The 23,474-nt window shown below is 60.5% G+C and carries 21 protein-coding genes; 6 read left to right on the top strand and 15 right to left on the bottom strand.

The annotated features are described in order from the left end of the window. The first annotated feature begins 54 nt into the window (after positions 1-54). Positions 55-1,089, top strand: coding sequence for a hypothetical protein (locus HYPMC_RS13865; protein ID WP_013948604.1), 1,035 nt, complete (start codon positions 55-57; stop codon positions 1,087-1,089). A 21-nt stretch (positions 1,090-1,110) separates the two neighbouring features. On the opposite strand, the gene HYPMC_RS23745 is transcribed toward HYPMC_RS13865, so the two are convergent. The 3 genes from HYPMC_RS23745 to HYPMC_RS13850 form a co-directional block, all read right to left on the bottom strand. Further along, positions 1,111-2,559, bottom strand: coding sequence for a glucosaminidase domain-containing protein (locus HYPMC_RS23745; protein WP_013948603.1), 1,449 nt, complete (start codon positions 2,557-2,559; stop codon positions 1,111-1,113). Between the two features lie 35 nt (positions 2,560-2,594). Beyond that, positions 2,595-3,914, bottom strand: coding sequence for a glucosaminidase domain-containing protein (locus HYPMC_RS13855; protein WP_155831352.1), 1,320 nt, complete (start codon positions 3,912-3,914; stop codon positions 2,595-2,597). Positions 3,915-4,126: 212 nt separating this feature from the next. Then, a complete protein-coding gene (locus HYPMC_RS13850) occupies positions 4,127-4,867 on the bottom strand; it encodes an SDR family oxidoreductase (RefSeq protein ID WP_013948601.1) in 741 nt (246 codons plus the stop codon). A gap of 383 nt (positions 4,868-5,250) precedes the next feature. Here HYPMC_RS13850 and HYPMC_RS13845 point away from each other — a divergent pair, with 383 nt between their 5' ends. After that, positions 5,251-6,048, top strand: coding sequence for a TorF family putative porin (locus HYPMC_RS13845; protein ID WP_013948598.1), 798 nt, complete (start codon positions 5,251-5,253; stop codon positions 6,046-6,048). Positions 6,049-6,244: 196 nt separating this feature from the next. After that, complete coding sequence (locus HYPMC_RS13840; RefSeq protein ID WP_013948597.1) at positions 6,245-7,000, top strand: hypothetical protein; 756 nt, start codon at positions 6,245-6,247, stop codon at positions 6,998-7,000. Positions 7,001-7,025: 25 nt separating this feature from the next. On the opposite strand, the gene HYPMC_RS13835 is transcribed toward HYPMC_RS13840, so the two are convergent. Then, complete coding sequence (locus tag HYPMC_RS13835) at positions 7,026-8,021, bottom strand: ribonuclease T2 (protein WP_013948596.1); 996 nt, start codon at positions 8,019-8,021, stop codon at positions 7,026-7,028. Between the two features lie 57 nt (positions 8,022-8,078). Further along, positions 8,079-9,482 (bottom strand): dipeptidase, encoded by a 1,404-nt coding sequence (locus HYPMC_RS13830; RefSeq protein WP_013948595.1) that lies wholly within the window; start codon positions 9,480-9,482, stop codon positions 8,079-8,081. Between the two features lie 146 nt (positions 9,483-9,628). Between HYPMC_RS13830 and ppdK the strand changes: the two genes are divergently transcribed. Beyond that, complete coding sequence (gene ppdK / locus HYPMC_RS13825; protein ID WP_013948594.1) at positions 9,629-12,340, top strand: pyruvate, phosphate dikinase; 2,712 nt, start codon at positions 9,629-9,631, stop codon at positions 12,338-12,340. Here the strand turns inward: ppdK and HYPMC_RS13820 are convergent. The 8 genes from HYPMC_RS13820 to HYPMC_RS13785 all read right to left on the bottom strand — a co-directional run bounded on the left by HYPMC_RS13820 (position 12,337) and on the right by HYPMC_RS13785 (position 19,782). Continuing rightward, positions 12,337-12,570 carry a hypothetical protein gene (locus HYPMC_RS13820; RefSeq protein ID WP_013948593.1) on the bottom strand — a complete coding sequence of 78 codons (234 nt, stop codon included), beginning with the start codon at positions 12,568-12,570 and terminating at the stop codon, positions 12,337-12,339. The two genes, ppdK and HYPMC_RS13820, sit on opposite strands and share 4 nt — an antisense overlap. A 77-nt stretch (positions 12,571-12,647) precedes the next feature. Further along, positions 12,648-13,520, bottom strand: a complete 873-nt coding sequence (gene nadC, locus HYPMC_RS13815; RefSeq protein ID WP_013948592.1) for a carboxylating nicotinate-nucleotide diphosphorylase — start codon at positions 13,518-13,520, stop codon at positions 12,648-12,650. A 22-nt stretch (positions 13,521-13,542) separates the two neighbouring features. Further along, on the bottom strand, positions 13,543-15,201 hold the full coding sequence (locus HYPMC_RS13810) for an L-aspartate oxidase (RefSeq protein ID WP_013948591.1): 1,659 nt from the start codon (positions 15,199-15,201) through the stop codon (positions 13,543-13,545). A gap of 47 nt (positions 15,202-15,248) precedes the next feature. Next, positions 15,249-16,307 (bottom strand): quinolinate synthase NadA, encoded by a 1,059-nt coding sequence (gene nadA, locus HYPMC_RS13805; protein WP_013948590.1) that lies wholly within the window; start codon positions 16,305-16,307, stop codon positions 15,249-15,251. Between the two features lie 186 nt (positions 16,308-16,493). Then, positions 16,494-17,552, bottom strand: coding sequence for an NAD regulator (locus HYPMC_RS13800; RefSeq protein ID WP_013948589.1), 1,059 nt, complete (start codon positions 17,550-17,552; stop codon positions 16,494-16,496). Positions 17,553-17,660: 108 nt separating this feature from the next. After that, complete coding sequence (locus HYPMC_RS13795; RefSeq protein ID WP_013948588.1) at positions 17,661-18,269, bottom strand: YfbR-like 5'-deoxynucleotidase; 609 nt, start codon at positions 18,267-18,269, stop codon at positions 17,661-17,663. Next, positions 18,266-18,871 (bottom strand): DNA-3-methyladenine glycosylase I, encoded by a 606-nt coding sequence (locus HYPMC_RS13790; RefSeq protein WP_013948587.1) that lies wholly within the window; start codon positions 18,869-18,871, stop codon positions 18,266-18,268. The genes HYPMC_RS13795 and HYPMC_RS13790 overlap by 4 nt, the downstream gene beginning before the upstream one ends. Continuing rightward, complete coding sequence (locus HYPMC_RS13785; RefSeq protein ID WP_013948586.1) at positions 18,871-19,782, bottom strand: folate-binding protein YgfZ; 912 nt, start codon at positions 19,780-19,782, stop codon at positions 18,871-18,873. The genes HYPMC_RS13790 and HYPMC_RS13785 overlap by 1 nt, the downstream gene beginning before the upstream one ends. Positions 19,783-19,863: 81 nt before the next feature. On the opposite strand from HYPMC_RS13785, the gene HYPMC_RS13780 reads away from it, so the two are divergent. Beyond that, positions 19,864-21,198, top strand: a complete 1,335-nt coding sequence (locus tag HYPMC_RS13780; RefSeq protein WP_013948585.1) for a dihydroorotase — start codon at positions 19,864-19,866, stop codon at positions 21,196-21,198. 11 nt (positions 21,199-21,209) lie between these two features. Here HYPMC_RS13780 and HYPMC_RS13775 read toward each other — a convergent pair whose 3' ends face one another. After that, entirely contained in the window at positions 21,210-21,968 is a 759-nt protein-coding gene (locus HYPMC_RS13775; RefSeq protein WP_013948584.1) for a L,D-transpeptidase, read from the bottom strand. Between the two features lie 125 nt (positions 21,969-22,093). After that, positions 22,094-22,624 carry a hypothetical protein gene (locus HYPMC_RS13770; protein ID WP_041300946.1) on the bottom strand — a complete coding sequence of 177 codons (531 nt, stop codon included), beginning with the start codon at positions 22,622-22,624 and terminating at the stop codon, positions 22,094-22,096. 170 nt (positions 22,625-22,794) lie between these two features. On the opposite strand from HYPMC_RS13770, the gene HYPMC_RS13765 reads away from it, so the two are divergent. Continuing rightward, positions 22,795-23,454, top strand: a complete 660-nt coding sequence (locus tag HYPMC_RS13765) for a LysE family translocator (RefSeq protein ID WP_013948582.1) — start codon at positions 22,795-22,797, stop codon at positions 23,452-23,454. Positions 23,455-23,474 lie beyond the last annotated feature (20 nt).

Here is a 23,474-nt window from a genome sequence, read left to right as displayed (position 1 = left end):
GGTGTCCAATTTCATTGAAAGTTCAGGGAACAACGATGCGCCGAGGGGGGTGTCATGCGTCGCGTCATCGCCATTCTTGGCTTAAGCTACCTCATTGTCCTGCCGGCATTTGCGACGGCGAGGCCCGTGAAAGTGCAAGACTTCACGCTGTCGAGGCCCGCGAAAGATCCCGCGCACGCAAAACGTACAAAGGGCAAGGCCTCGAAGCCGTTTGAGAATTCGCAAGAGCTTCTCAAGTGGATCAACGATTACCGCAAGAATCCTGATCCTCAACGCCTGCCGCAAGCCGTGAAGGCAATGTCGGATTTCGGCGTGACGAGAGATACCGATCAGTCCGGCGTCTACATCGGCTTCGTCGCCGGCGTGCTGGGCGCTAACCCACGGATCGCCGACGAACTGATAACGAAGATGTTTCCGCTCCCGCCGGAAGATCAGGTGCTCGTGATCAAGGGCATCGCGTATTCCGGCCTGCCGCGTTGGCGCGATACCCTGAAGAAATACGTCGAGCGTATGCCTGCCCGCAGAGTGCTGATCGAAAAGTATCTCTACGGCAATAAGCCGACGCTGACGGAGATGTCGATCAAGGATGACTCCAGCGTCATCGATTTGAACTGGGGCTATTACTTTGCGACCGGCTGGGAAGCCCCAGTCCGGCGCATCGTTACCGCACTCGAATTATCGCTCGATAAGGACAAGGTCGATTATCTGACAATCGGCGCGATGGCGAAGTGGACGCTGGCGCAGAACGCCGCCCGCAACGATGATTTGCTGCGAATGTTGAAAAAGATTTCGGCCGACGTCGATCCCAAACTGCGCAAGCCGCTTGCCGAAGTGATCGACGCGGCCGAGTCCTATGAACTCGCCAAACTGCGCAAGGATGCGCTGGCGTCGATCGATCAGCTCAAAGCCCAGGGTCCCGAGAGCCTTCGCAATTACAACTGGTGGGGTCAGGCCGGGCAGACTGTGCTGGCGCTCGGCTGTGTCGCTGCCGGTGCGTTGGGACAGGTTGAGGTGGGCATTCCCTGCGTCATCGGCGGCGCGGCATCGACCGCCGCGCTTAAGTATCTCGCGCCGACATCGACGCCTTAAAACGGGCGCGCGAACGGCGCCTCACTTGTCCTCAGGACAATTGACCTTGGCGTCGATCAGCGCCGATTCCGGTGACGCATATTCGCCGACGATCTCGGCACCGACCGCTTCCGTGCGGGCGTAGGCTTCGAACATCGGCTTTTCGAAACCGTCCATGATCGTCAGCGCCGTATATTGAACTTCATCGCCGGAGCGTGAGCGGATCAGCAGTGTTTTCTTGCCGCCGTAGCTCGCTGTCAGAACCTTGCAGTGTGCTGCGGGCGCGTTTTCCGCGGCCTTCGCCGCGGCACCAAGCTCCGCCGGGAGCGGACCGCCGAGACGTGACGGCTGGGGCGGTTCCGGCGCGATGCGAAACGTCGGCAGCCAAGGCAGGAAACTTGAGCTTTCGCTGTTCTCTGCAACTTGTTCCGCGGCCGGTGCGGCCTGAGCAACGGCTGGTGCAGCTACTGCTCCTTCCTTAGCGACGGTCGTCTCGTGCGCCGCTGAGATTGTCGAAACCCAAGCCGAGGTCGAAGTATGAGCCGCGGCCGTGACACGCGAAGTCTTTTTCGCCTTGCGCGCTAGTTTGCGAACTTTCGCTTTTTTCAGTGCATGTTTCGGCGTTTTCACCGCGGGCTTTTTCGGAGCGACTGCGGCGGGACGGGCATGATGGACCGGTGCAGCCGGTTGTTTCTTCGATTTCGCGCCCAAGGGCGGGATCTCGGGGCCGGCGCTGTCGTCTTCGGGCACCGGTCCGCCAAGTCCGGACGGTGGCCGGAACGGATACCGCCATTCACGCCGGATCTGTAACGGTGCAGGCGGCGGTACATCGCTTTCCGCTGCTTGCGCCGGCTGGTCGCAATAGCGTGAACGGAACAACCCGGCGACGATGTCGATCGATTTGCCGTAAGCGCGGTCCGCTGCCCATCGGCGTGCGAGATCGCCGAACGTCACCGGCCGTCCGAGCCGTTGGGCGAGTTTGATGATGTCGTCTTGATTTTCGCGCGTCCGCTTGGCAACCGGCGCCGCGAGACGTTCGCCCGAATAGGCGACGAGATGCTGAATCTGCGCGTGTACGCCGGTCTTCACATCCGCGAAGCGCTCGCCGCGCACGCCGCCGCCGGTCGCGCCGATGCCTGCAAAATTGTTTTGGTTTTCACGAACGTCGCCGCGCTGCCCATCGCCCCGGCGATAGGACAGATAGTTCGTCTCCAGCACCATCTGATAGAACGCATAGTCCCACCGCACGTGCCAGCCTTCGCCGAAATATTTGTACCAGCGCGCGATTTCGCGGAAGCGCGGGTCAACGTGCGGATTGCGCTCGGCCACAAAAGCCATGAGGCGTTCCGGAGTGACGCAGGCCGGAACCTGATTTTGCGCACTCGTCCTGATCGGAGGCGCGGCTTTGGCACCGCTCGTCGTCAGGACGAACAGTGCCGATGCCAGGGCGGCGGTTAGATTCCGGAATGGAAGCGGCTTTGGTGTCGCCATCAAATAAGGCCCTCTGCGACGGTTTCTCTTTGCGATCAACCGTCAGGGCAGAGTTCGAAGGCCTTATCGAGGGCTTGCGATGGGTTCGAATATTCGCCAACGGTCACGCCGCCCTTCGCGTACGCCGCAATGTAGGCTGCAGCCTCGCGCTTTTCGGAGCCTTCGTTGACGTCAAGTACCGTATAATTTTCCTGCGCATCCGCTTTGGCGCGGATAATGACCGAGTGGCCGCCGCCGTAGCTCGCCGTCCAGACTTTGCACTTCGGCTTTACGCCTGCAGCCGGGATCATCATTGCGGTCTTGGTTCCGCCAGACACTTTCGCGGCAGCAGACTGCTTCTTGTTCGTCTTCGACTTCAACGGCTCGACCTGAGCGGAGGTATCAGCAGTCGCGGCTTCATCGTCGGACGAAGTCGAGGCGTTGATGACCTTGAACGACGTTGTGGGCGTGTTGGCGGCCGGTTCGCCGACGGCGGGTGCATTAACCGACGGCGGGATCAGCGATTCAGCGCCGAGGCCAGAACGCTCGAACGAACCGGATTTCCGCGCTTCTTCTACCGCGCGCTTGGCGAGTGCTGCGCCGGAAATATAGGGACCCGTGTTAGCCGAGCTGTCGTCGGCCGAGGCGACTTGCGTTGACGTGGTGTCCGCAGGCGGCGTCTGCGCGGCAACCTTCGTGCCGCCGCCCGGCTGGGCGAGGGCCATCAGTTCAGGCTGCGGATCGGGGCCGCGGCATGGGCTGCCGTAGAATGCTTCGACGAGTCCTGCGATTTCGCGGCTGTAGCGCCGCGAGCCGGGCGCCCATTGCTTTGCAAGCTGATCGTAGGTGACAGGACCGTGCAGTGATTTCTGCCAGTCCGTCAGAATACCCCACTCCTGAACCTTTCGCGTGCGCTCGGCGACCGGATTGTCGATGTGTTCGCCGGCGTACATCAAGAGATGCTGCAGATGGGCTTCGACGCCCGTCGCGACATTCGGAAAGCTTTCGCCGGGAACATTCTTGCCCGTGGCGCCCATGCCGGCGAAGTTGTTTTGCGTCGCCTTGACGTCGCCTTTGAACGTCAGGTTGCCGGTTTCGAGCATCATCTGGAAGAAAGCGATATCCCAGCGAATTTTAAGCTCGTTGCCGATCCGCATGTAATCAGCGGCGATCGTCTGAAATTTCGGATCGAGATCGCGATTGCGGCTTTCGAGAAAGCCCATCAAGCGTCCGGGCGTGGCGCACACCGGGACCTTGTTCCTTGCGCTGATCTCGACCTGAGGAAGTCCCGCAGCCTTTACAGGCAGCGACATGGCAGCCAGTGTCACGGCTGCAGCCAAAGCGAACGCAAAAGGCGTCCGAACGCGGCGAAGCATGGTTACACCCATTTGCACGCGGCACCCCCTGTCGAGGCGCCCAACAGAACTATTAACGTTCGTAGGCGCTTAACGTTAAAAAAGTGTTTATGAGCCCCCCATTTGGACCCGATTCAAAGGTCGCCAAGTATTTGGGCAGTAATGAGAACAGCGCGCGGTGACATTGCGGCGGGGCTGGGACATTGCCGCGCAACGACGGGCTTATTTGTGCCTCAAGTCAGATGTTGTCCGCCGTCGAGGGCGATCATCTGGCCGGTGAGGGACGGCGTCGCAAGAATGAATCGCACGGCGGCGGCGATCTCATCCGTAGAGGCGCCGCGCCCGAGCAGTGTCGATCGGCTCTCGCGCTCGAAATCATCGTCCGTCTGGTGAATACTGCGCAAAACGGGGCCGGGACCGATGGCGTTCACGCGAACCCGAGGCGCGAGCGCTTGCGCCAGCGTTCGCGTCGCCGTCCAGAGACCAGCTTTCGAGATCGTGTAGGAAAAGAAGTCCTGCGTCAGATTCCAAACGCGCTGGTCGATGATGTTGATGATGTTTCCTTCGCAGCCCTCGGGCAAGCCGGCAGCGATGGCCTGCGCCAAGAACACCGGCGCCTTGAGATTGATGCCGAGGTGAAGGTCCCAGGTCTCGTTATCGAGACTCTGGACGGTGTCGGGAAGAAACTCGGACGCGTTATTAATGAGCACCGTCGGAGGACCGAACACGGCTTTGACGTTGGAGACGAGAGCGCGCGGCGCTTCCGCGTCGATCAGGTCAGCTTGAAAGGCTTGGGCGTGACCTCCCGCCGACTCGATCTCTTCGACCAGCAGCAGGGCCGCTGGCGCCGAATTCCGGTAATGAATCGCAATCGTCCATCCCGCACGCGAAAGATCGAGGGCGAGCGCACGTCCAATGCGCCGCGCCGCGCCTGTAATGAGGACGGTACCGGGGGGCTTGTCGGGGTGATTCATGTCTTTGACGGCTTATGTGCGAGCGAAACTGAGTGCGTTGTAACTGCCACAGATGATTCCTGACGAGACGTCATGACGAAGCGTGTTCAGATAGTTTCTCATTTGGTGTTCAATTTGCTTTTGCTTTTTGCAAGGTGCCTTTAAGTTGGCTTTTGCCGCAGCACCGATGTGCTTAATTTCAAGGCATATCGACAACGCTCAGGCTTCTTCTCTCGGCAGCGTTGCACACAGGTAACATACGCCTGGCAAGTCACACAGTGTTGCTCCTAATCGCTTGTGCGGTCCCATCAAAAAAGTTTTCCTAATCTCAGAGCGGTTGAGAGTCGCGTTGTCCGCAATAGAGCGGGTGTTGCGAGCCGCAGATCTGGGACGGGGGTTGTCTTATGAAGAATATCAGAAGTTTCTTGGGCGCTGCAGGCGTGGCGGCTGTCGCCGCGCTGGGCATGTCGACGGCAGCGCTCGCCGATGACGATGGGGCGAACAAGTTCGGCTACTCGATCACCATCTCGGGCACCTCGGACTACATGTTCCGTGGTATCTCGTTCACGAACGAAGATCCGGCCTTCCAGCCGTTTATCGAATTCACCTACGGCAATCCGAACCTGACCTGGTACTTGGATTTCTGGGGTTCGAACATCGCCGATCCGTTCGGCCCGTTCGAGTTGGATATGTACGCAGGCGTCCGTCCTGTGACTGGTCCGGTCAGCTGGGACTTCGGTATCCTGTACTATACGTATCCGAACAACTCGATCCCCGGCTCGAGCAACGGCGACTACCTCGAACTTAAAGCCGCGGCCTCTATCACGCCGATCACCAACCTTACGACCGGTCTCACGCTGTACTACACGCCTGATCAGGGCGGCAACTACAACGAAACCTGGACGATCGAAGGCAACGCGTCCTACACGCTGCCGAACTTCTACATGTTCACACCGGTTGTCAGCGGTGTCGTCGGTTATACCGATACCGGCATGTCTTCCACGAGCGCCGACTTCATCGGCGTCGGTCTGGGCCAGAAGGATTACACCTACTGGAACGCCGGTCTGAAGCTGTCGGTCGACAAGTACTTCATGGACTTCCGGTACTGGGATACAAACATCAGCAAGAACGCTGCTGACGGCTTTGATAACAATCTGGCCGACTCGCGTTTCGTCTTCACGGCTGGCGTAAACCTCCCGTAATTACGTAAGTAAAACAGACCCTAATCCCGTCGCAGATGGCCGGAGCCTTCCTCAGGGCTCCGGTTCCATTTTGTGGCGGGATTGCTCTTTATGCAGATAATGTTTTCACCAAGCGAATTGCTCAAGGCCGCTTGAGAATTGCCACAACTCAGCTCAGAGGTTGTAGTGAGATTTCTGGCATCGTGCGGTCCGGTCCGTGCTTCTAACGGTCGTTGCTCTCGTTTTTCTGACCACTATTGCCGCCGCGACCATCATCGTGCCGCGGCTCGTGCCGCATCATGTTCGCCTAGCCGATAATCCAGACCGTCCACGCGCCTTCGGACACGATATGGCTTGGCTTGCGATCAAATCGAATGATCCGGCGGCCGTGGCAACAGCACTCGGACTTGTCCAGCTTCGGCCCGCCAACTGGAATTCCGGTGTCGGCGCAATTTACGATTCGGAGATCTCGAACGGGCTCGTTTTCATCGCCCCGCCGATCAAGGGCTGGACGCTCGTCGCTGCCGAGTCGCTTCCTATTCCGTCCAGTGAGTCGTTTATCGATAAGATGACGCCGCTGCTTCGGCATCTCGCGATCGAATTCCCGGCCGTTCAGTATTTCGCGTCGTTCCCGATCATCGACTTTTACGCCTGGGCGCGCTTTGAAAAGGGCCGGCGCGTCCGTGCCTTTGCGGTTGGCGATGGGGGCGTGATCTGGAATGCCGGCAAGCTGTCGCAAGAAGAACGCCAGCTCGGCCTGTCGTTCATCGAAATCAGAGGCATCCGCGACCGCCACGGGGACCTCGGCGGCGAGCTACAACTCTATCCGACAGAAGAGCACGTCTCCGCGATTTCCGGCGGCTGGAGCATCAATCCTATGGCGATCGAATCGCTGCGGGCGCCCACCAGCGTCGGCTGGATCGCCGATGCACCGCGCTCTTGGCGGCCTGAGCGCATTCGCAAGGTCGCCTGACACCGATCACACGATCTTCGAAGCTTCACTGCGTGCTGCGCCCGTAATTGTAATTCATCTGCGGCCCCGGCAGATGGTCGGCGCCTTGCGCATTGTTTCCCGGGGGCGTCGGCAACTGGATCTGCTGTTGGTTCTGCCAGTTGCGCGCCGTCGAGCGGGCTGGCGGCACGAAGACTTGGTTGGCCGTGCAGAGATTGCGTCGCGTTTCGTTCTGGCCGCAACGGCGCGGTGCGCCGTCCTTTGTCAGGCAAAGCCGCACTTCCCGCAGCATGCCGCCTGCGCCGCCGCAGACGACGGTCATCATATCGGGACTGAATTGAGGGTTGGCCTGCAGGAAGACCCGTTTGACGTCGGCCGCCGACAGTATCTGCGACTCGAACGGATTGTTGAAGCGCTCAGGAATGTTGATGCCGTCGAACAGGCGGCGTGCCAGCGCGAAGTACTGCATCGGGTTGAGACCCGAGCATGTCCCGTGGGCGCGGTACTCGTGAATGACCAAGCCACGGCTCGGCATAATGTCGAGCATGTTGTTGATCACGGGATCAGGCACGAACGGCCGCCTCGGAAGGCGGCAGTTCGACGGATAGCCGCTGTCGTACTGCGGCCAGAGACCATGCAACACGAACGAATAGCGACGGCCGTCGCGGCGATTGCACTGCGTGTCGTCATCGCGTCCCTGGTCGGAGCAGTAGGTCGGGCTCCATGAGAGAACCAGCGCGTAGTAATCGAACTGGCCCGGAACGTTTCGCTGGTCGCTGTCGTCGTCGGAGTTCTCGTTCCAACGGTCGTCGTCGTTGTACGCCTGTTTGTTGGCGAACGATCCGCGTCGCGCATCGCCACCAGAGCGATTGGAATTTCCGTTGCCGCTCGTACCGGCGCTGGACCCTGTTGTTCCTTTGCCACCGTCGGCGGTGCGGCTGGGCAACGGATATACCTGGGGCCGCTCGCTCATAAAGTGGGCAAAGTAAGCGCCGAGAGCCACGAGCACCAAAACCGTCAGAAATAAATGAGGTTTGAGCATTTCTCTTTCTCTGACATCGCACGCAATATGCGGCGTTGGCGGACGATTTAGGCAATCTCACGCGCCAGGTTTGGCGAGCGCTGCAAGAATACGCGCCCAGCTCCGCGCACCCTTCTCGAAGCTTCGGATATTGTATTTCTCGTTGGGCGAATGAATGCGGTCGTCGTCCAATCCGAAGCCGACCATCAGGCTGTCCATGCCAAGCGCATCGCGGAACGAAGAGACAATCGGGATCGAGGCGCCGCTGCCCATCAGCACCGTGGGCTTGCCCCATTCTTCTTCCAGCGCCTTGGCCGCCGCACGCATCGTTGGGTCGTTGGTATCGAACATGATCGCGCCCGAGCCGTGATGGCCGAGCCAGGTCGCCTTACAGTCGGCTGGAAGAAGCGTCGCGACGTAATCGCGGATCGATTTCATGACGTGCTCGGGATCTTGGCCGGACACCAATCGGCACGTGATCTTCACCGAGGCTTTCGCCGGGATCACGGTCTTCGAGCCGATGCCCTGGTAGCCGCCCGTCACGCCGTTGAATTCAAGCGTCGGGCGGGACCACAGTTGCTCAATGACGGAGCGGCCATTCTCACCTGCAGGCACTGACAAGCCAACCGAGCCGAGGAAGGACTGCGCGCGCACGCCAAGCGCCTGCCACTGCACGAGCTGCTCTGCTGTCGGCTCTTGAACGCCGTCGTAGAATCCAGGAACGGCAATTTTGCCAGTATCGTCGTGGAGTGCGGCCATCACCTTCGCCAGCACGCGAATGGGGTTCGCGACGGGGCCGCCGTAGATGCCCGAATGCAGATCGCGCGTCGGTCCGGTAATAACGAGTTCGTCGCCGACAAGTCCGCGCAGCATCGTCGTGATGGCAGGGGTGTCCTTGTCCCATTGTCCGGTGTCGCAGACGAGCACGAGGTCAGCCTTGAGTTCATCGCCATGCGCGGCGAGGAACGCCGGCAGCGACGGCGAGCCGCACTCTTCTTCGCCCTCGATCAACACCGAAACTGCGATCGGCAATTCGCCCGCGACTTTCTTCCAGGCCCGCGCCGCTTCGAAAAAGGTCATGAGCTGACCTTTGTTGTCTTCTGCGCCGCGCGCCACGATCACCTCGCCGTTGACCGGATCGTTCTCGATCCGCGGCTCGAACGGCGGCGTTTTCCAGAGGTCGAGAGGATCCGGCGGCTGCACGTCGTAATGTCCGTAGAACAGGACGTGCGGCATGTTGGGGTCACGCTTCGGCCGGTCATGCGCCACAACCATCGGATGGCCGCTTGTCGGCACAACCTTAGCTTCCGCAAAGCCGATGTCTTTTAGCGTCGCCGCGCACCATTCCGCAGCCCTGAGGCAACTCGCCTTGTGGCCAGGATCGGTCGAGATGCTGTCGATGCGCAGAAGCTCGAACAAACGGTCAAGTCCGGCCGATTTTGACTGGCCCAAGGTATCGAGAACGGTTTCGAGCTTGCTCATTGCGATAGACTTTCCGACGTGTTGCCAGCGGGGCAGGATCAGGCGGCGCTAGGAATGCGGGGCCTCATTTGCTATGGCACCTCTCCCTGACGCCCATCACTCCTGAAAGGAATGATGGGCAGCAAAAAGACCGCATCGGAGGTCTGATGGCACAGCCGAACGCCGACGGCAAAAAGAAATGGGTTTACGCTTTCGTGCCTGGAAAGGCCGAAGGCAGCGCCGAGATGTCCGAACTGCTGGGCGGCAAGGGTGCCAATCTTGCCGAGATGGCGGCCCTCGACCTCCCAGTGCCGCCCGGATTCACGATCACGACCGAGGTTTGTAAGGCTTTCTTTGCCGCAGGCCACCAGCTGCCGGAAGAGCTGAAAGGCGAGGTGCTCCAGGCGCTCGACGCCGTCGGCGAGACCGTGTCGGCCAAATTCGGCGACGAGGCGCGGCCGCTGCTCGTTTCCGTCCGCTCCGGCTCGCGCGCGTCGATGCCCGGCATGATGGATACGATCCTCAATCTCGGCTTGAACGATAAAACGGTCGAAGGGCTCGCCGCGCTGACCGGCGATCCGCGCTTCGCGTTCGACAGCTATCGCCGCTTTATTCAAATGTACGGCGACGTCGTCCTTGGCGTCGATCACGGCGCGTTCGAAGATATTCTCGAAAATTTCAAGAACCTGAACGGATTCGCCGCCGACACCGACCTCGACGCCGAAGCCTGGCACGAAATCATCGCCGACTATAAGGCTGCGATCGAGCGCGAGCACGGCGCGCCGTTTCCGCAGGACACCAGCGAGCAGCTCTGGGGCGCCATCGCCGCAGTCTTCAATTCCTGGGACAATCCACGCGCGGAGACGTATCGCCGGCTGCATGACATTCCTGAGGATTGGGGGACGGCCGTCACCGTTCAGGCAATGGTGTTCGGCAACCTGGGTGACAACTCAGCGACGGGCGTCGCCTTCACGCGAAACCCATCGACGGGCGAGAAGGAAATCTTCGGCGAGTATCTTCCCAATGCCCAGGGTGAAGATGTCGTCGCCGGCATTCGTACCCCGCATGCGCTAACGAAAAAGAGCGCAGCCGGTGAGGCCGAGACGTCGCTCGAAGTCGCGATGCCGGACGTCTTTGCCGAACTCAAGAACATCTTCGACCGCCTGGAACGCCATTATCGCGACATGCAGGACGTCGAGTTCACTGTCCAGATCGGCAGGCTCTGGATTCTGCAGACGCGCTCCGGCAAGCGCACGACGGAAGCCGCGTTGCGCGTTGCCGTCGATCTTGCGGCAGAAGGCCTGATCTCACAGGATGAAGCCATTCTGCGCGTCGAGCCCGCGCAGCTCGATCAATTGCTGCATCCCGCGATCGACCCGTCGGCTGATCATGACCTGATCGCCAAAGGCTTGCCTGCGTCTCCTGGTGCCGCATCCGGAGAAATCGTTTTCCATTCTGAAATGGCCGAAGCGCTGAAGGCTAAGGGCCGCGACGTCATCCTCGTGCGCTCCGAGACGAGCCCCGAAGACGTTCACGGCATGCACGCAGCTGTCGGGGTTTTGACGGCGCGAGGCGGCATGACAAGCCACGCCGCCGTCGTCGCGCGTGGCATGGGCCGGCCATGCGTCTCCGGCGCCGGAACCCTTCGCATCGACGCCAACGCCGGCACCATGAGGGCAGGCGCGCGCATCTTCAAATCCGGCGACATCATCTCGATCGACGGCAGCTCCGGTCGCGTCTACGCGGGCAAAGCCAAGATGCTGCCGCCGCAGCTTTCAGGCACGTTCGCGACCGTCATGGAGTGGGCGGACAAGACGCGGCGCATGAAAGTGCGCACCAACGCCGACACGCCCCGCGATGCCCGCCAGGCCCGCTCGTTCGGCGCCGAAGGTATTGGCCTCTGCCGGACCGAGCATATGTTCTTCGAGGAAAAGCGCATTCTTGCCGTCCGCGAGATGATTTGCGCCGAAGACGAAGAGGGTCGCCAGCAGGCGCTCGACAAGCTGCTTCCCGTCCAGCGCGCCGACTTCGAAGAGCTGTTCGAGATTATGGCGGGCCTGCCAGTCACAATCCGCTTGCTCGATCCACCGCTGCACGAATTCCTGCCGCACGAAGATCGCGAGGCCGCGCAGGTCGCGGCCGCGTTGGGCATGGATCTGATGCGCCTGAAAGCCCGCGTCGCCGAGCTTGAGGAATTCAACCCGATGCTTGGGTTCCGTGGCTGCCGTCTCGGCATCAAGTTTCCCGAGATTACGCGCATGCAAACGCGCGCTATCTTCGAAGCGGCGATCAATGCGCAGAAGAAAATGGGCGACGCGGTCCATCCCGAAATCATGATCCCGTTCATCGCCTATCGTCGCGAGCTCGATATTCTGCGCGACGTCATCACGGCGACTGCAAAGGCCGTGGAACAGGAGACGGGCGTCACCATTCCCTACGACGTCGGCACGATGATTGAGTTGCCTCGCGCGGCGTTGCGCGCCGCCGATATCGCTGCAGGCGAGAAGGGGGCCGACTTCTTCTCGTTCGGCACCAATGACATGACGCAGACTGTCCTGGGCCTGTCGCGCGATGACGCCGCGCCAATTCTATCGAACTACCTTGAACACGAAGTGATCACGACCGATCCGTTCGTTTCGATCGATCAACTCGGCGTCGGCGAATTGGTGAAAATCGGTGTCGATCGCGGCCGGTCCGTCAAGCCGGGCCTCAAGACCGGCATTTGCGGCGAACACGGCGGCGACCCGAGGTCGATCTATTTCTTCGAAACGGTCAATCTCGATTACGTGTCATGTTCGCCGTATCGCGTGCCGATCGCGCGTTTGGCCGCCGCGCAGGCAGCGATCCGCAGGAAACGGCGCGAGCAGGCGGCGTCCTAGAGCGGCCCGTTTTCGTGCCGGTCGATTTCATCGAGTGTCGGCCGGCGCGGCCGCGGGCCCTTGTTTCGCGGCAAGAACAGCAGCCAAAGTGCGAACGGCGGCACCAGGAAGCTCCACGCCGTCCAGTACGATAGGTCGCGATTCTTGATACCTGCGAGGACGGCCGCAAAGACCGAGGCTGCGATTGCGATCCCGCCCCAAAGCACGATCCATTGCATTGCCATCGACATGCCGATCCTCCCAAACCCGCGCCCGAGACTCAGAGTTTCTACCACAGTCAGCCAGATGCGAGCCGACTATGGCGAATTCAAGCAGGGCGGCCGGAACTCTTTTGCGGCGCCGAGATGAAATCAAGTCCCAGGTCGAGAACGGGCGCCGAATGCGTCAGCGCGCCGACCGAAATCAAATCGACGCCGCTTGCGGCAATTTCCTTGACGGTATCGAGGTTAACGCCGCCCGAGGCTTCCGTCAGGCAGCGCCCGGCGACGGTCGCCACGGCCGTACGCAATTCCTGCGGGTTCATGTTGTCGAGCAACACGCAATCGACTTTTTCCCGCATGACGACGTCAAGCTGATCGAGCGTGTCGACTTCGACTTCGATCTTCGTCATATGACCGGCCGCGTTGCGGGCAGCCTTGATCGCCTCGGAGACACCACCGGCGGCGACGATGTGATTGTCTTTGATGAGGATGGCGTCGAATAGCCCGAAGCGATGATTGTGGCCGCCGCCGCAGCGCACCGCGTATTTTTCGAAGACGCGGAGTCCGGGCATTGTTTTGCGCGTATCGACGATTTTCGCTTTCGTTCCTGCCGTCGCTTCGACATAGCGCCGCGTCAGTGTTGCGATCCCGCACATTCGGCCCATGAAATTGAGGGCGACGCGCTCGGCCGTGAGAATCGCGCGGGCATTGCCGCTAATCCGGGCAACAGTATCGTCGGCAACGATGCTTGCTCCGTCGTCAATATCGACCTCAAAACTGCAGTCTGGATCGAGTTCCCGGAACGCTGCTTCGGCGAGCGCGATCCCTGCAACGACGCCGGGCATTCGCGCCACAAGCAGCGCATCCGCACGAACGTCGGCACCGACGGTCGCATTCGTTGTAATGTCGCCGCTGAGGCCGAGATCTTCGGCAAGCGCAGCGCGAACGGCGGCAAGAACAAGATTATGGGAAAGCATCATTGGCGAACTTGCAGGACTTTCTTCATGAGCATGCGGCGAGCGGTGGCGCCTCGGAGCGTTGTTTTGCGGCGTCATCCATCGCATCGAGGTCGGCGAGGGTTATGAATGTACGCTGCGCCAGAGCTGGATTCGTTTGCGGATAGTCGACGCGATAATGGCCGCCACGGCTCTCCTTGCGAAGCAGCGCTGCCGCCGTAATCAATCGCGCGGCCAGCAGCATGTTGGATAGTACGCGATCATTGGCGTTGCTCGTCTCGAGCGCTTTCAGTTCGGTGAGTGCCTTTTTCAGACCACGACTGGAGCGTTGAACGCCAACGTGCGTCGTCATGATGTTACGTAGCGTCTGCATCGCTTCTTTCCGCGAGGCAGTATCCGCCGCCCGGCCGCTGCCGGGAATGCGGTGCGGCACCACGAAATGCCCGACGCGATCATGCGGAAGCAGCTTGCGGATATCGTTCGCGACACGCGCGCCAAAGACGACGGCTTCCAGCAGCGAATTTGAAGCCAGACGGTTGGCGCCGTGAAGGCCCGTCGATGCAACCTCGCCGACGGCCCAAAGACCCGCAAGGCTCGTGCGGCCACGCACGTCAGTTGCAATGCCGCCCATGTGATAGTGCTCGGCCGGTGCAACCGGAATAAGATCCTTCGACGGATCAATGCCGGCGCGCTGGCAATGTCCCCAGACGGTCGGAAATTCTTTTTCGAAATGCGTGCCGATCGCAGCGCGGCAGTCGAGATAGACGCGGCGTCCGGCAGCGAGTTCGTTATAGACGCCGCGCGCAACGACATCTCGTGGGGCAAGCTCTCCACGTGGATCAATGGCCAGCATGAAGCGCTCGCCGTCCGAATTGACGAGCGTCGCGCCTTCGCCGCGCAATGCTTCCGTCGCTAGCGGAGCGGGGTCGATGCCCGCGTCGATTGCGGTCGGATGGAACTGCACGAATTCCGGATCGGCAATCACCGCGCCGGCGCGCGCCGCCATCGCCAGCGCTTCGCCTTTTGCGTAGGACGGGTTTGTCGTCAGTGCGAACAACGCGCCGACGCCGCCCGTCGCCAGCACCACCGCCGAAGCAGGCACGAAGGCATAGCGGCCATTGCCAAGCGCAGTCGGACGGATCAGCCGAACGCCTTCGATGCGGCCATCGGTGACGATGAGATCATCAGCTTCGTAACCTTCCAGCACACGGATTGACGGCGTCGCGCGAACCGCTGCGATCAGCGCCTGCATGATCGCCGCGCCCGCCTTATCGCCGGAGACGCGCACGACGCGCTTTTCCGAATGTGCTGCTTCCTTCGAAAGCACGTAATGGCCTTCGAGATCGCGATCGAACGGCACGCCATAGCCGAGCAGATCGCGAATACGATCGGGACCTTCCTCCGCAACGAGGCGCGCGACGTCCGGATCGACGATCCCGGCACCTGCCTCGATCGTATCGGCCGCATGCTTTGCCGTGCTGTCACCTTCGCCGACAGCGGCAGCGATGCCGCCTTGCGCCCACATGCTCGACGCGCCTTCACCGAGGGGCGCCGCGGCAATCACGGTTACCGGCAGCGGCGCGAGCTTCAATGCCGTGAACAGACCCGCAAGCCCGGCCCCGATAATGGCGACGTCGCCGGGTCCGGGCTTTCCCGTGAAGCCGTTGAAGTCCGTTACGGGATAGCGCTTCTTGTGTGCGGCCATTGAATTGCCCTCCTGGGCGAAGTTGACCCCGGCGCTTAGTTCGTTGCTCAGTTCGTCAGATTGACCATGCGCTCGACCGCGCGGCGGGCGCGAGCGGCGATATCGGGATCGACCGTCACCTCATGCTGCATATGCACGAGGCTGTCATAGATGTTTTCCAGGCTGATGCGCTTCATGTGCGGACAGAGATTGCACGGCCGGATGAACTCGACCTCCGGCGCCTCAACGGCCACATTCGACGCCATCGAGCATTCTGTGACGAGCATCACCTTGCGCGGATGTTCGTCTTTCACCCACTTGATCATGCCGGACGTCGAACCCGTGAAGTCTGCCGCCGCGATGACGTCGGGCGGGCATTCCGGATGCGCGATGATCTTCAGACCCGGCTCGTCGGCGCGCATGCGTTGAAGCTCCTCGCCCGTGAAACGCTCGTGCACCTCGCACGAACCTTTCCACGTGATCACTTCGACGTTGGTCTGAGATTGCACCCATTTCGCCAGATACTGGTCGGGTATGCACAGGACGCGCGGCACGCCGAGGCTCTCGACGACTTTCACGGCGTTCGCCGATGTGCAGGTGATATCGCATTCCGCTTTAACGGCCGCCGACGTGTTGACGTAGGTCACGATCGGCACGCCCGGATAAGCTTCGCGAAGCATGCGAACGTCTTCTGGTGTGATCGATGAGGCCAGCGAACAGCCCGCATGCATATCAGGTATGAGAACCGTTTTTTCCGGGGACAACAGCTTCGACGTTTCCGCCATGAAGTGCACGCCGGCCTGCACGATCACCTTTGCGTCGACGCGCGCCGCTTCTTTTGCGAGTTGCAGCGAGTCGCCGCGGAAATCCGAAACGCAGTGGAAGATCTCCGGCGTCATGTAGTTGTGCGCCAGGATGACAGCGTTCCGCTGCACCTTGAGTTCGTTGATCGCCTTGATCAGCGGCGCGTAGTAGGGCCACTCCATCGGCGTGATGACGTGCTTCACGCGCGCATAAAGCGGCGCCATTTCCTTTTCGAGGGCAGGCGACCACGAATAGGCCAACGGCGTCCGGGCCTTTCCGCGCCCAGCGGATGCAGGAGCCAATGTCGAAACCGCAGAAACCATTCTTCGTGCCCTCCACATATGCTCTAAGAGAGCATATTTAGCTTACGAAACGCGCCGGCAAACCTGCCGTGCACACCTCACGCAGGAATGCTCAAAAAGAGCATTCCTGGACGTGTTTAAAATAATAGAGTTGAGAACGAATTTCTAGGGCGGGGGTTCCGCCCCAGATATGCAACGAAAGTCGGATCAGTTCCGGCTTGGCGGCGCTGATACCCGAACGCCGGGAGCAGGGCGCTCCAACAGCACTTCCCGACGGAACCGGAAAAGCTTGGCCGGGCGGCCGCCGGTGCGCGTCTTGACGTCTCCCGTAGGCTCGACAAGGCCCGCGCCTTCAACCAGGCGCCGGAAGTTCTGCTTATGCAGATGCGGGCCGAGAATGGCTTCCACGGTCTTCTGCAGCTCATACAGCGTGAACTCGTCCGGCATCAGTTCGAATACGACCGGGCGATACTTGATCTTGGCGCGTGTACGGCTGATCGCCGTCGCCAGGATCCGCCGATGATCGGCCTGCATCGGCAGACCGAGTTTGGGACGATCCGTCCACTCGCGCGCAGCCGCTCGATCGTCGCGCAGTGCTTCCTCGGCAAGACCTGCCTCGTAAAGCAGCTCGAACCGCTCAAGCACTTTCTCTTCGTCCCAGGCGGTGCCGTCGAGACCGAAGCAGATCCGCGCGCGATCCGCACGCGCGATCGTCGGCTGGGACGTGGCAGCATTGCCGGACGACCGTTCGGCCCAGGCCTTGAGACGCGGCTCGATATCCCGGGCGATGATCTCCGGGCGGCCACGGCGCCAGTCTTCCCATGGGAAATACTGGTACCAGCTACGCCACAGCCCATCGGTCAGCCCGTGGTGGCCTATCGCCTGAGTTAAGGCGAGATAGCCGATCGAGATGAAATGCGGAGCCGTATCACCCGGTTCGGGATGGCGGCCACGATCGGCGAAGGTATAGAGCTGCTCGGCATATCCCAGTTCCAGACCAGTTTGGTCTTGAACCCACGATCTAAGCCCACTCTCGAGCGTGCGATGCGCACGCGGATTAAATGGCCCGTACGGCAGCATGTCCGTAGCGCCAATGCTGTCCGGCTCGGCACGGACGACCAGCGCCACAGGCTCATTGTCAGACACGGCGACGATCGCCGCGTTCAAGCCAATCCCGACAGACGGCTCATGGTCCTGCTCATCATCAGGAGCTCGCTGAGACTTGTCGGGCGTCGGTTTTCTCCGGCCAGAAAGTTCCATGTTCATGTGTATCTTCCCCGTGCTCCCCATGAGGCGAGCTAGTCGCCGATCATGGCGATTTTCAGATAAGCCTCTGAATGAAAACCGCGAAACAGCCCCAAAAACGCCAGATTGTCAGTGCGGCAACAATTCCGCGAACTTGGCAAGAAAGAGTGTTTGGGCATCACTCGCCGATACGGGTTTTAATACGGCCAGGGCGTTATGAAGTTCCGTTGGTAAATTCGGAATTTCAAAAAAAGTTTCCGCTTCCGACTTTTCGAAGCCCGCTAGACGAGTTGCTTCGTAGTAGGCCGCAACCGTATCCGCCTGTTTAATCGCGCCTGCTGCACTAAGGCTTAGTTCTCGAATTCCGAACCGGCAATAGATCGCTTGGAGGAGTTTGTGTTCGAAGGCTTTATAGTCCAGGCCGATTGCCGTTTTGAACGGACTAATAAGATCACCAATGACGTACTCCGGCGCGTCGTGCAAAAGCGCTGCAAGTAGCTCATTCTGCGCGTATTCTGGCTGCAGCGCGTGAACGATGTCGGTGACGATAAGGCTATGCTGTGCGACCGAGAATGCATAGGAGCCTTGCGTCTGCCCATTCCATCGCGCGACGCGCGCCAAGCCGTGTGCAATGTCTTCGATCTCGATGTCTTTGGGGTCGGGTGAGAGCAGATCGAGTCGCCGGCCGGAGAGCATTCGTTGCCAAGCGCGCGGTTTCGATTGGTTTGATGACGTCATAATCCGGGGATCTTGAGTTTCTTTTGAAGCTTCGCGCACTGATTATATCGAAAGCACGTCACGAGATGATCGTTGACCATGCCTGTCGACTGCATGAAGGCGTAGAGCGTGGTCGATCCGACGAAGCGGAAGCCATCGGCCTTCAGAGCCTTGCTCATTCGTTTTGAGACGTCGGTCTCGGTGCGAATGTCCTTTGAGGATGTTATCTCGTTGACGATAGGTCGGCCATCAAGAAAACCCCATAGATATTGCGAAAACGGCGCGCGCTCCGACAATGTGAGAAATGCCTGCGCATTCGAGATCGTAGCTTCGATCTTGGCGCGGTTTCGGATGATGCCTTCGTTCTTCATTAACCGCTCGACGTCGCGCGCCGCGTAGCGCGAGATGCGCTCGGCGTCGAAATTATGAAACGCAGCGCGGAAATTCTCGCGCTTGCGCAAAATGGTGATCCACGACAGGCCCGCTTGAAAGCCTTCCAGCACAAGCTTTTCAAACAGCGCACGATCATCAGTCATCGGCACGCCCCACTCTTCGTCGTGGTAGCGGATGTAGTCCGCGTCAGTGCCGGCCCACGTGCAGCGATGGATCTCTTTCGCCGCCATTACGATATCGGCCGTGTCGATTGGGATGCTCGCGCTGCGGCCACGGAGCGATAGCGGTTCATCGCATCCTCATCGGGAGCAATCGCAATTCCGCCCGCCGTCAACGGAAGACTTTTCTGCTCTGCCTCTATAACGCGATCCAGCCGAAGCATCGCAATTGCATTTGTTCCGTCCGCTGTTCCGACACGTCCGACAGAAATATCGCCGAGAAGAATTTCTAAATTGGGTTCCAGCGGCGCGTTAGCGGAGATTTTGACGGCGCGCTTACGCACCAGTGTTTTGTTTTGCATCCGCGCGACCACTTCCTGCCCGATGAAACAGCCTTTGGTAAAGGACACGCCATTGAGCAAATCGAAATCGGCTTCATGCGGATAAGCATCGCCGAATTCGTAGTCTTTGCCACCTTCGGGAATTCCGTATTCAATGCGAAGTGCGTCGTAGGCGAGGCGCGAATCACCCTCCGATTCTGCGCCATCGGACGACAAAAAATTTTCATGGGGGCTGGCTAAAAGTCTTAGGCCGATGCCCCGATGACGCGGGTCCGGGAACGAAATGCCGCGCCCTTCCGCGAGCATTTTCGAATCAGTTCCCCACAGTGCGAAGACTTTGAAAGAATCCGAAACATCCGTGATCGTGACGTCGGCGCGGAGTTTATACATCGCCATCCGCTTGACGAGTTCGGCCGCCTTGGCCCGCGCGACGTCGAGCAGATAGCCCTCGCCGTGGCGGACGATAAAAAAGTCGAAAAGAATTTTGCCCTGAGGGGCGAGCAGGGCGGCATGCCGGGCTTCCCCCTCAGCGAGGCCCTGGAGATCGTTGGTCACCAGCCCCTGGAGCAGCTTTTCGCTGTCGGCGCCGGTCACGCTGACGACTCCGCGGTCGGCAAGTCGCGCTATCTTTGCGGCAGACATCGGTTCACGCTCGGTTGCAAACGGAAAGAGAGTTACGTATGCGGGGTTCCGCTTGATGGCAAGACTGAGGAGTTCCCCGACATGGCTGAGACGTTCGACCTCGTGATCCGCGGTGCGACCGTCGTCAACCATGACGGCGAGGGCATTCGCGACATCGCCATATCGGGCGGCCGGATCGCGGCAATCGGCGAGCTGGGCTCGGTGTCCGCGCCTGAGATCATCGAAGCCCAGGGCCTGCACATTCTGCCGGGCGTCATTGATACTCAGGTCCATTTCCGCGAGCCGGGCCTGGAGCATAAGGAAGACTTGGCGACAGGCAGCCGCGCAGCTGTCGCAGGTGGCGTCACGGCCGTTTTCGAGATGCCGAACACCAAGCCGCTGACGACGAGCGCCGAGATGCTGGCCGACAAGGTGCGCCGCGCCCGTCACCGCATGTTCTGCGACTTCGCCTTCTTCGTCGGCGGCACGCGCGACAACATCGCCGACATCCCGTATTTCGAGAAGCTCGAAGGCTCGGCCGGCATGAAGGTCTTCATGGGCTCATCGACCGGAGACCTTCTGGTCGACGACGGCGTCTCGCTAGACAAGATTATCGCCAGGATCTCGCGCCGTGCGTCGTTTCATGCCGAAGACGAGGCACGGCTGAAGTCGCGGATGCACTTGCGCCGCAAAGGCGATCCGTCTTCGCATCCCGAATGGCGCGACCCCGAGGCTGCTCTGATCGCAACCAAGAAGCTCGTCGGCCTTGCTGAGAAGCACGGCAAGCGCGTCCACGTTCTGCACGTCTCGACGGCGGACGAAATGGACTTCCTGAAGGATCACAAGAATTACGCGACCGTAGAAGTCACCCCGCACCACCTCACGCTCGAAGGCCCCGAGTGCTACGAACGCCTCGGCACCTATGTACAGATGAACCCGCCTGTTCGCGACGCGCGCCACCGTACAGCGATCTGGGCCGCGCTCGAATCCGGCATCGTCGATGTGCTCGGCTCCGACCACGCCCCGCACACACGCGAAGAAAAAGACCACATCTATCCCGATACGCATTCGGGCATGACGGGCGTGCAGACGCTGGTGCCGATCATGCTCGACCACGTCAATGCCGGACGCTTGTCGCTTCAGCGCTTCGTCGATTTGACGAGCCACGGCCCGCAGCGTCTTTTCGGCATTCGCGGCAAGGGCCGCATCGCCGTCGGCTACGATGCTGACCTGACCGTCGTTGATTTAAGCCGCACAGAGACGATCTCGAACGCCTGGATCGAAAGCCGTGCCGCCTGGACGCCGTACGATGGAGTCAAGGTGAAGGGCTGGCCGGTCGGGACGTTCGTCCGCGGCCGGAAGGTGATGTGGGAGGGCGAGATCGTCAGTCCCGCCCACGGGGAGCCCGTCGGCTTTCTCGAAGGCTACGCCGGCTAAGCCGCCAAGGTTCAGCCGTCGCGGTCCGCAACGCGCGACAGGTTCGCCGGCAGCCGCTTCAGGACGTACACCGTCGTCCCGACATCGGCGATGCTTGCGAGATGCATCACGTTGGCGTTCGTCATGCGGATGCAGCCGGACGACGATGCCGTCCCGATCGACGACGCATCGTTCGTGCCATGAATGCGATAGAGCGTGTTGCCGAGATAGAGAGCCATGGCGCCGAGTGGATTGTGCACGCCACCCGACATCCGAACCGGAAGTCCAGGCTTGCGCGCCCGCATTTCAGCCGGCGGGATCCAGTCGGGCCACGCAACCTTCTTCGAGATCTTTTCCGTGCCCGACCAAGCAAAGCCCTGCTTGCCGACGGCGATCGGATAACGGTAGGCGGCTTTCGACGACAGCACGTAGTAGAGGCGCCGCCCGGCCGTATCGATAATGATCGAACCCGGCGCATAGCCGCTGCGGAACGAAACCTTGGGCGGCGCCTTGGCCGCGATCCGCGGCTGGCCGCCGCCCGTCAGCGATTGCTTGTTGTCGGCACGCTCGTCTTCGTCATCGGTATCATGAGACTTTTGCGGGCGGCCCCAGTCCCAGCCCATGCCGAACAGAGCTTGGCTGTTGTCGGCATCGGTTTTCGCGCTGTGCTTGCTGGCAAATTTTTTCGGCGGAACGTAACCGTAGGTTTCGTCGGCCGGATGAAAGGCATAGGCCGGTGCGGCCAGGACGCAGCCAAAAATAATGGCCGCCAAAAGCGACAAACGTTTCATGAAACTAGACCCTCGCTCTTCACGTAAAATGTGACAAGCGGAATACAGTCAAGCCGCGGCGGTGACCACCCCTCTGCGGCAATTGGACGGCATATGCAAGCTAAGCAACGGAAAGCACCGACAGATTAGGTGCCCTTCCTAAACAGCGTCCATGTCCCATCGGCTGAAATCACGAGGCGCCACCACAGCCAGCGCTTCTTCTTGCGCATTTCCGCGGCGAGTTCTGGTGTCACCAGTCGATAAAGATCGACTTGTTCGGACGGTGTCAGCTTGTCGAGCTGACGCGTCGAGAGATACGGCCAGACGTAGATCAGATTATTCTCGATGTCGTTGCCGAACGGCAGCGTCGACGGCGGCATGTCCAGCATTTCGACGATCGCCGCGAGCGTATCGCGGCCCTGTGGATCAGCCGACCTGTCTTTCAAAACTTTAATGGGATCGGAGCGTGGCGAGATCCCGAGATCGGGAATGTTGCCGCTGACCTCGAAGGCCGATTGCAACTCGTTGATATCGCCCGAGCGCGCCGCCGTCAGGATTGCGTCGCGCACATCGGCCACATGATCGGGAAGCTTTGGACCGCGAACACCTTCCGCGTGCGCCCTTGAGACATAGACAAGCGCGCCGGCCGCAACTACGAGTAGGAGAGTGCGCGCCATTGTCGTCAAGGACGCTGACGGGACCAACTGCTGATGTCTTTTCCACACCGCTCGGGGGGGCGCTTGCCGTCGCTGCTGCTGCGTTTTCCTCCCGTTCCGATCGATGCGGAGGGTGCGCGTCTGCCTGCCGCCGCCGGTGAAGTCCACTTCCGACATCGAGCTTCTGCCCCTTGCTGAGTTACATCCCCAATCCGCTCATCATTCCGGTCGGCCTGATTGTCGGAATGCTCATTGCGGCCCCGGTCGGCCCTGTCAACGTTCTGTGCATCCAGCGGGCGATCGAACGCGGCTTTTGGGGCGGCATAGCGGCCGGCATCGGCTCGGTGACGGGCGACGCTTTGATCGCGTTGTGCGCTGGCCTGGGTGTTGGCTCAATATCAGGCGTCGTCGAAACGCATCGCGCCGTGATCCAGGTGGTCGGCGGCATCGCGCTGGTGGCGTTCGGGATGCGTCTTTATTTCAGCGCTCCGCGTCTCAAACTGGACACCGATGGTTCTTCTGCCCGTTTGAAGGATTTTGTCTGGGACATCCCGCAGACCTTCTTTCTGACGATCACCAATCCGGGCGCCGTCCTCGGGCTTTTTGCGGTTTTCGGAGGCATCAGCACATTCGTCGAAGTTTACTCGACGATCGATGTGCTTCTTCTGGTAGCGGCTATTGCCAGTGGCAGCATGCTGTGGTGGGTCGCGCTCTCGAACCTGATCGGGCGCTACCGTCACCACATCGATCTGCGCATGCTCAACCGCATCAACCGGATCGCGGGCCTGCTGCTCGCGATCTTCGGTGCGGTGCTGATCGCTGAAGTCATCTGGAAGGCTGGACGCTTCTGACGCCGCTTCCCCGATTGCGG

This window comes from Hyphomicrobium sp. MC1 (assembly GCF_000253295.1).
Classification (GTDB): domain Bacteria; phylum Pseudomonadota; class Alphaproteobacteria; order Rhizobiales; family Hyphomicrobiaceae; genus Hyphomicrobium_B.
This window is presented reverse-complemented; position numbering and strand designations above follow the sequence as displayed.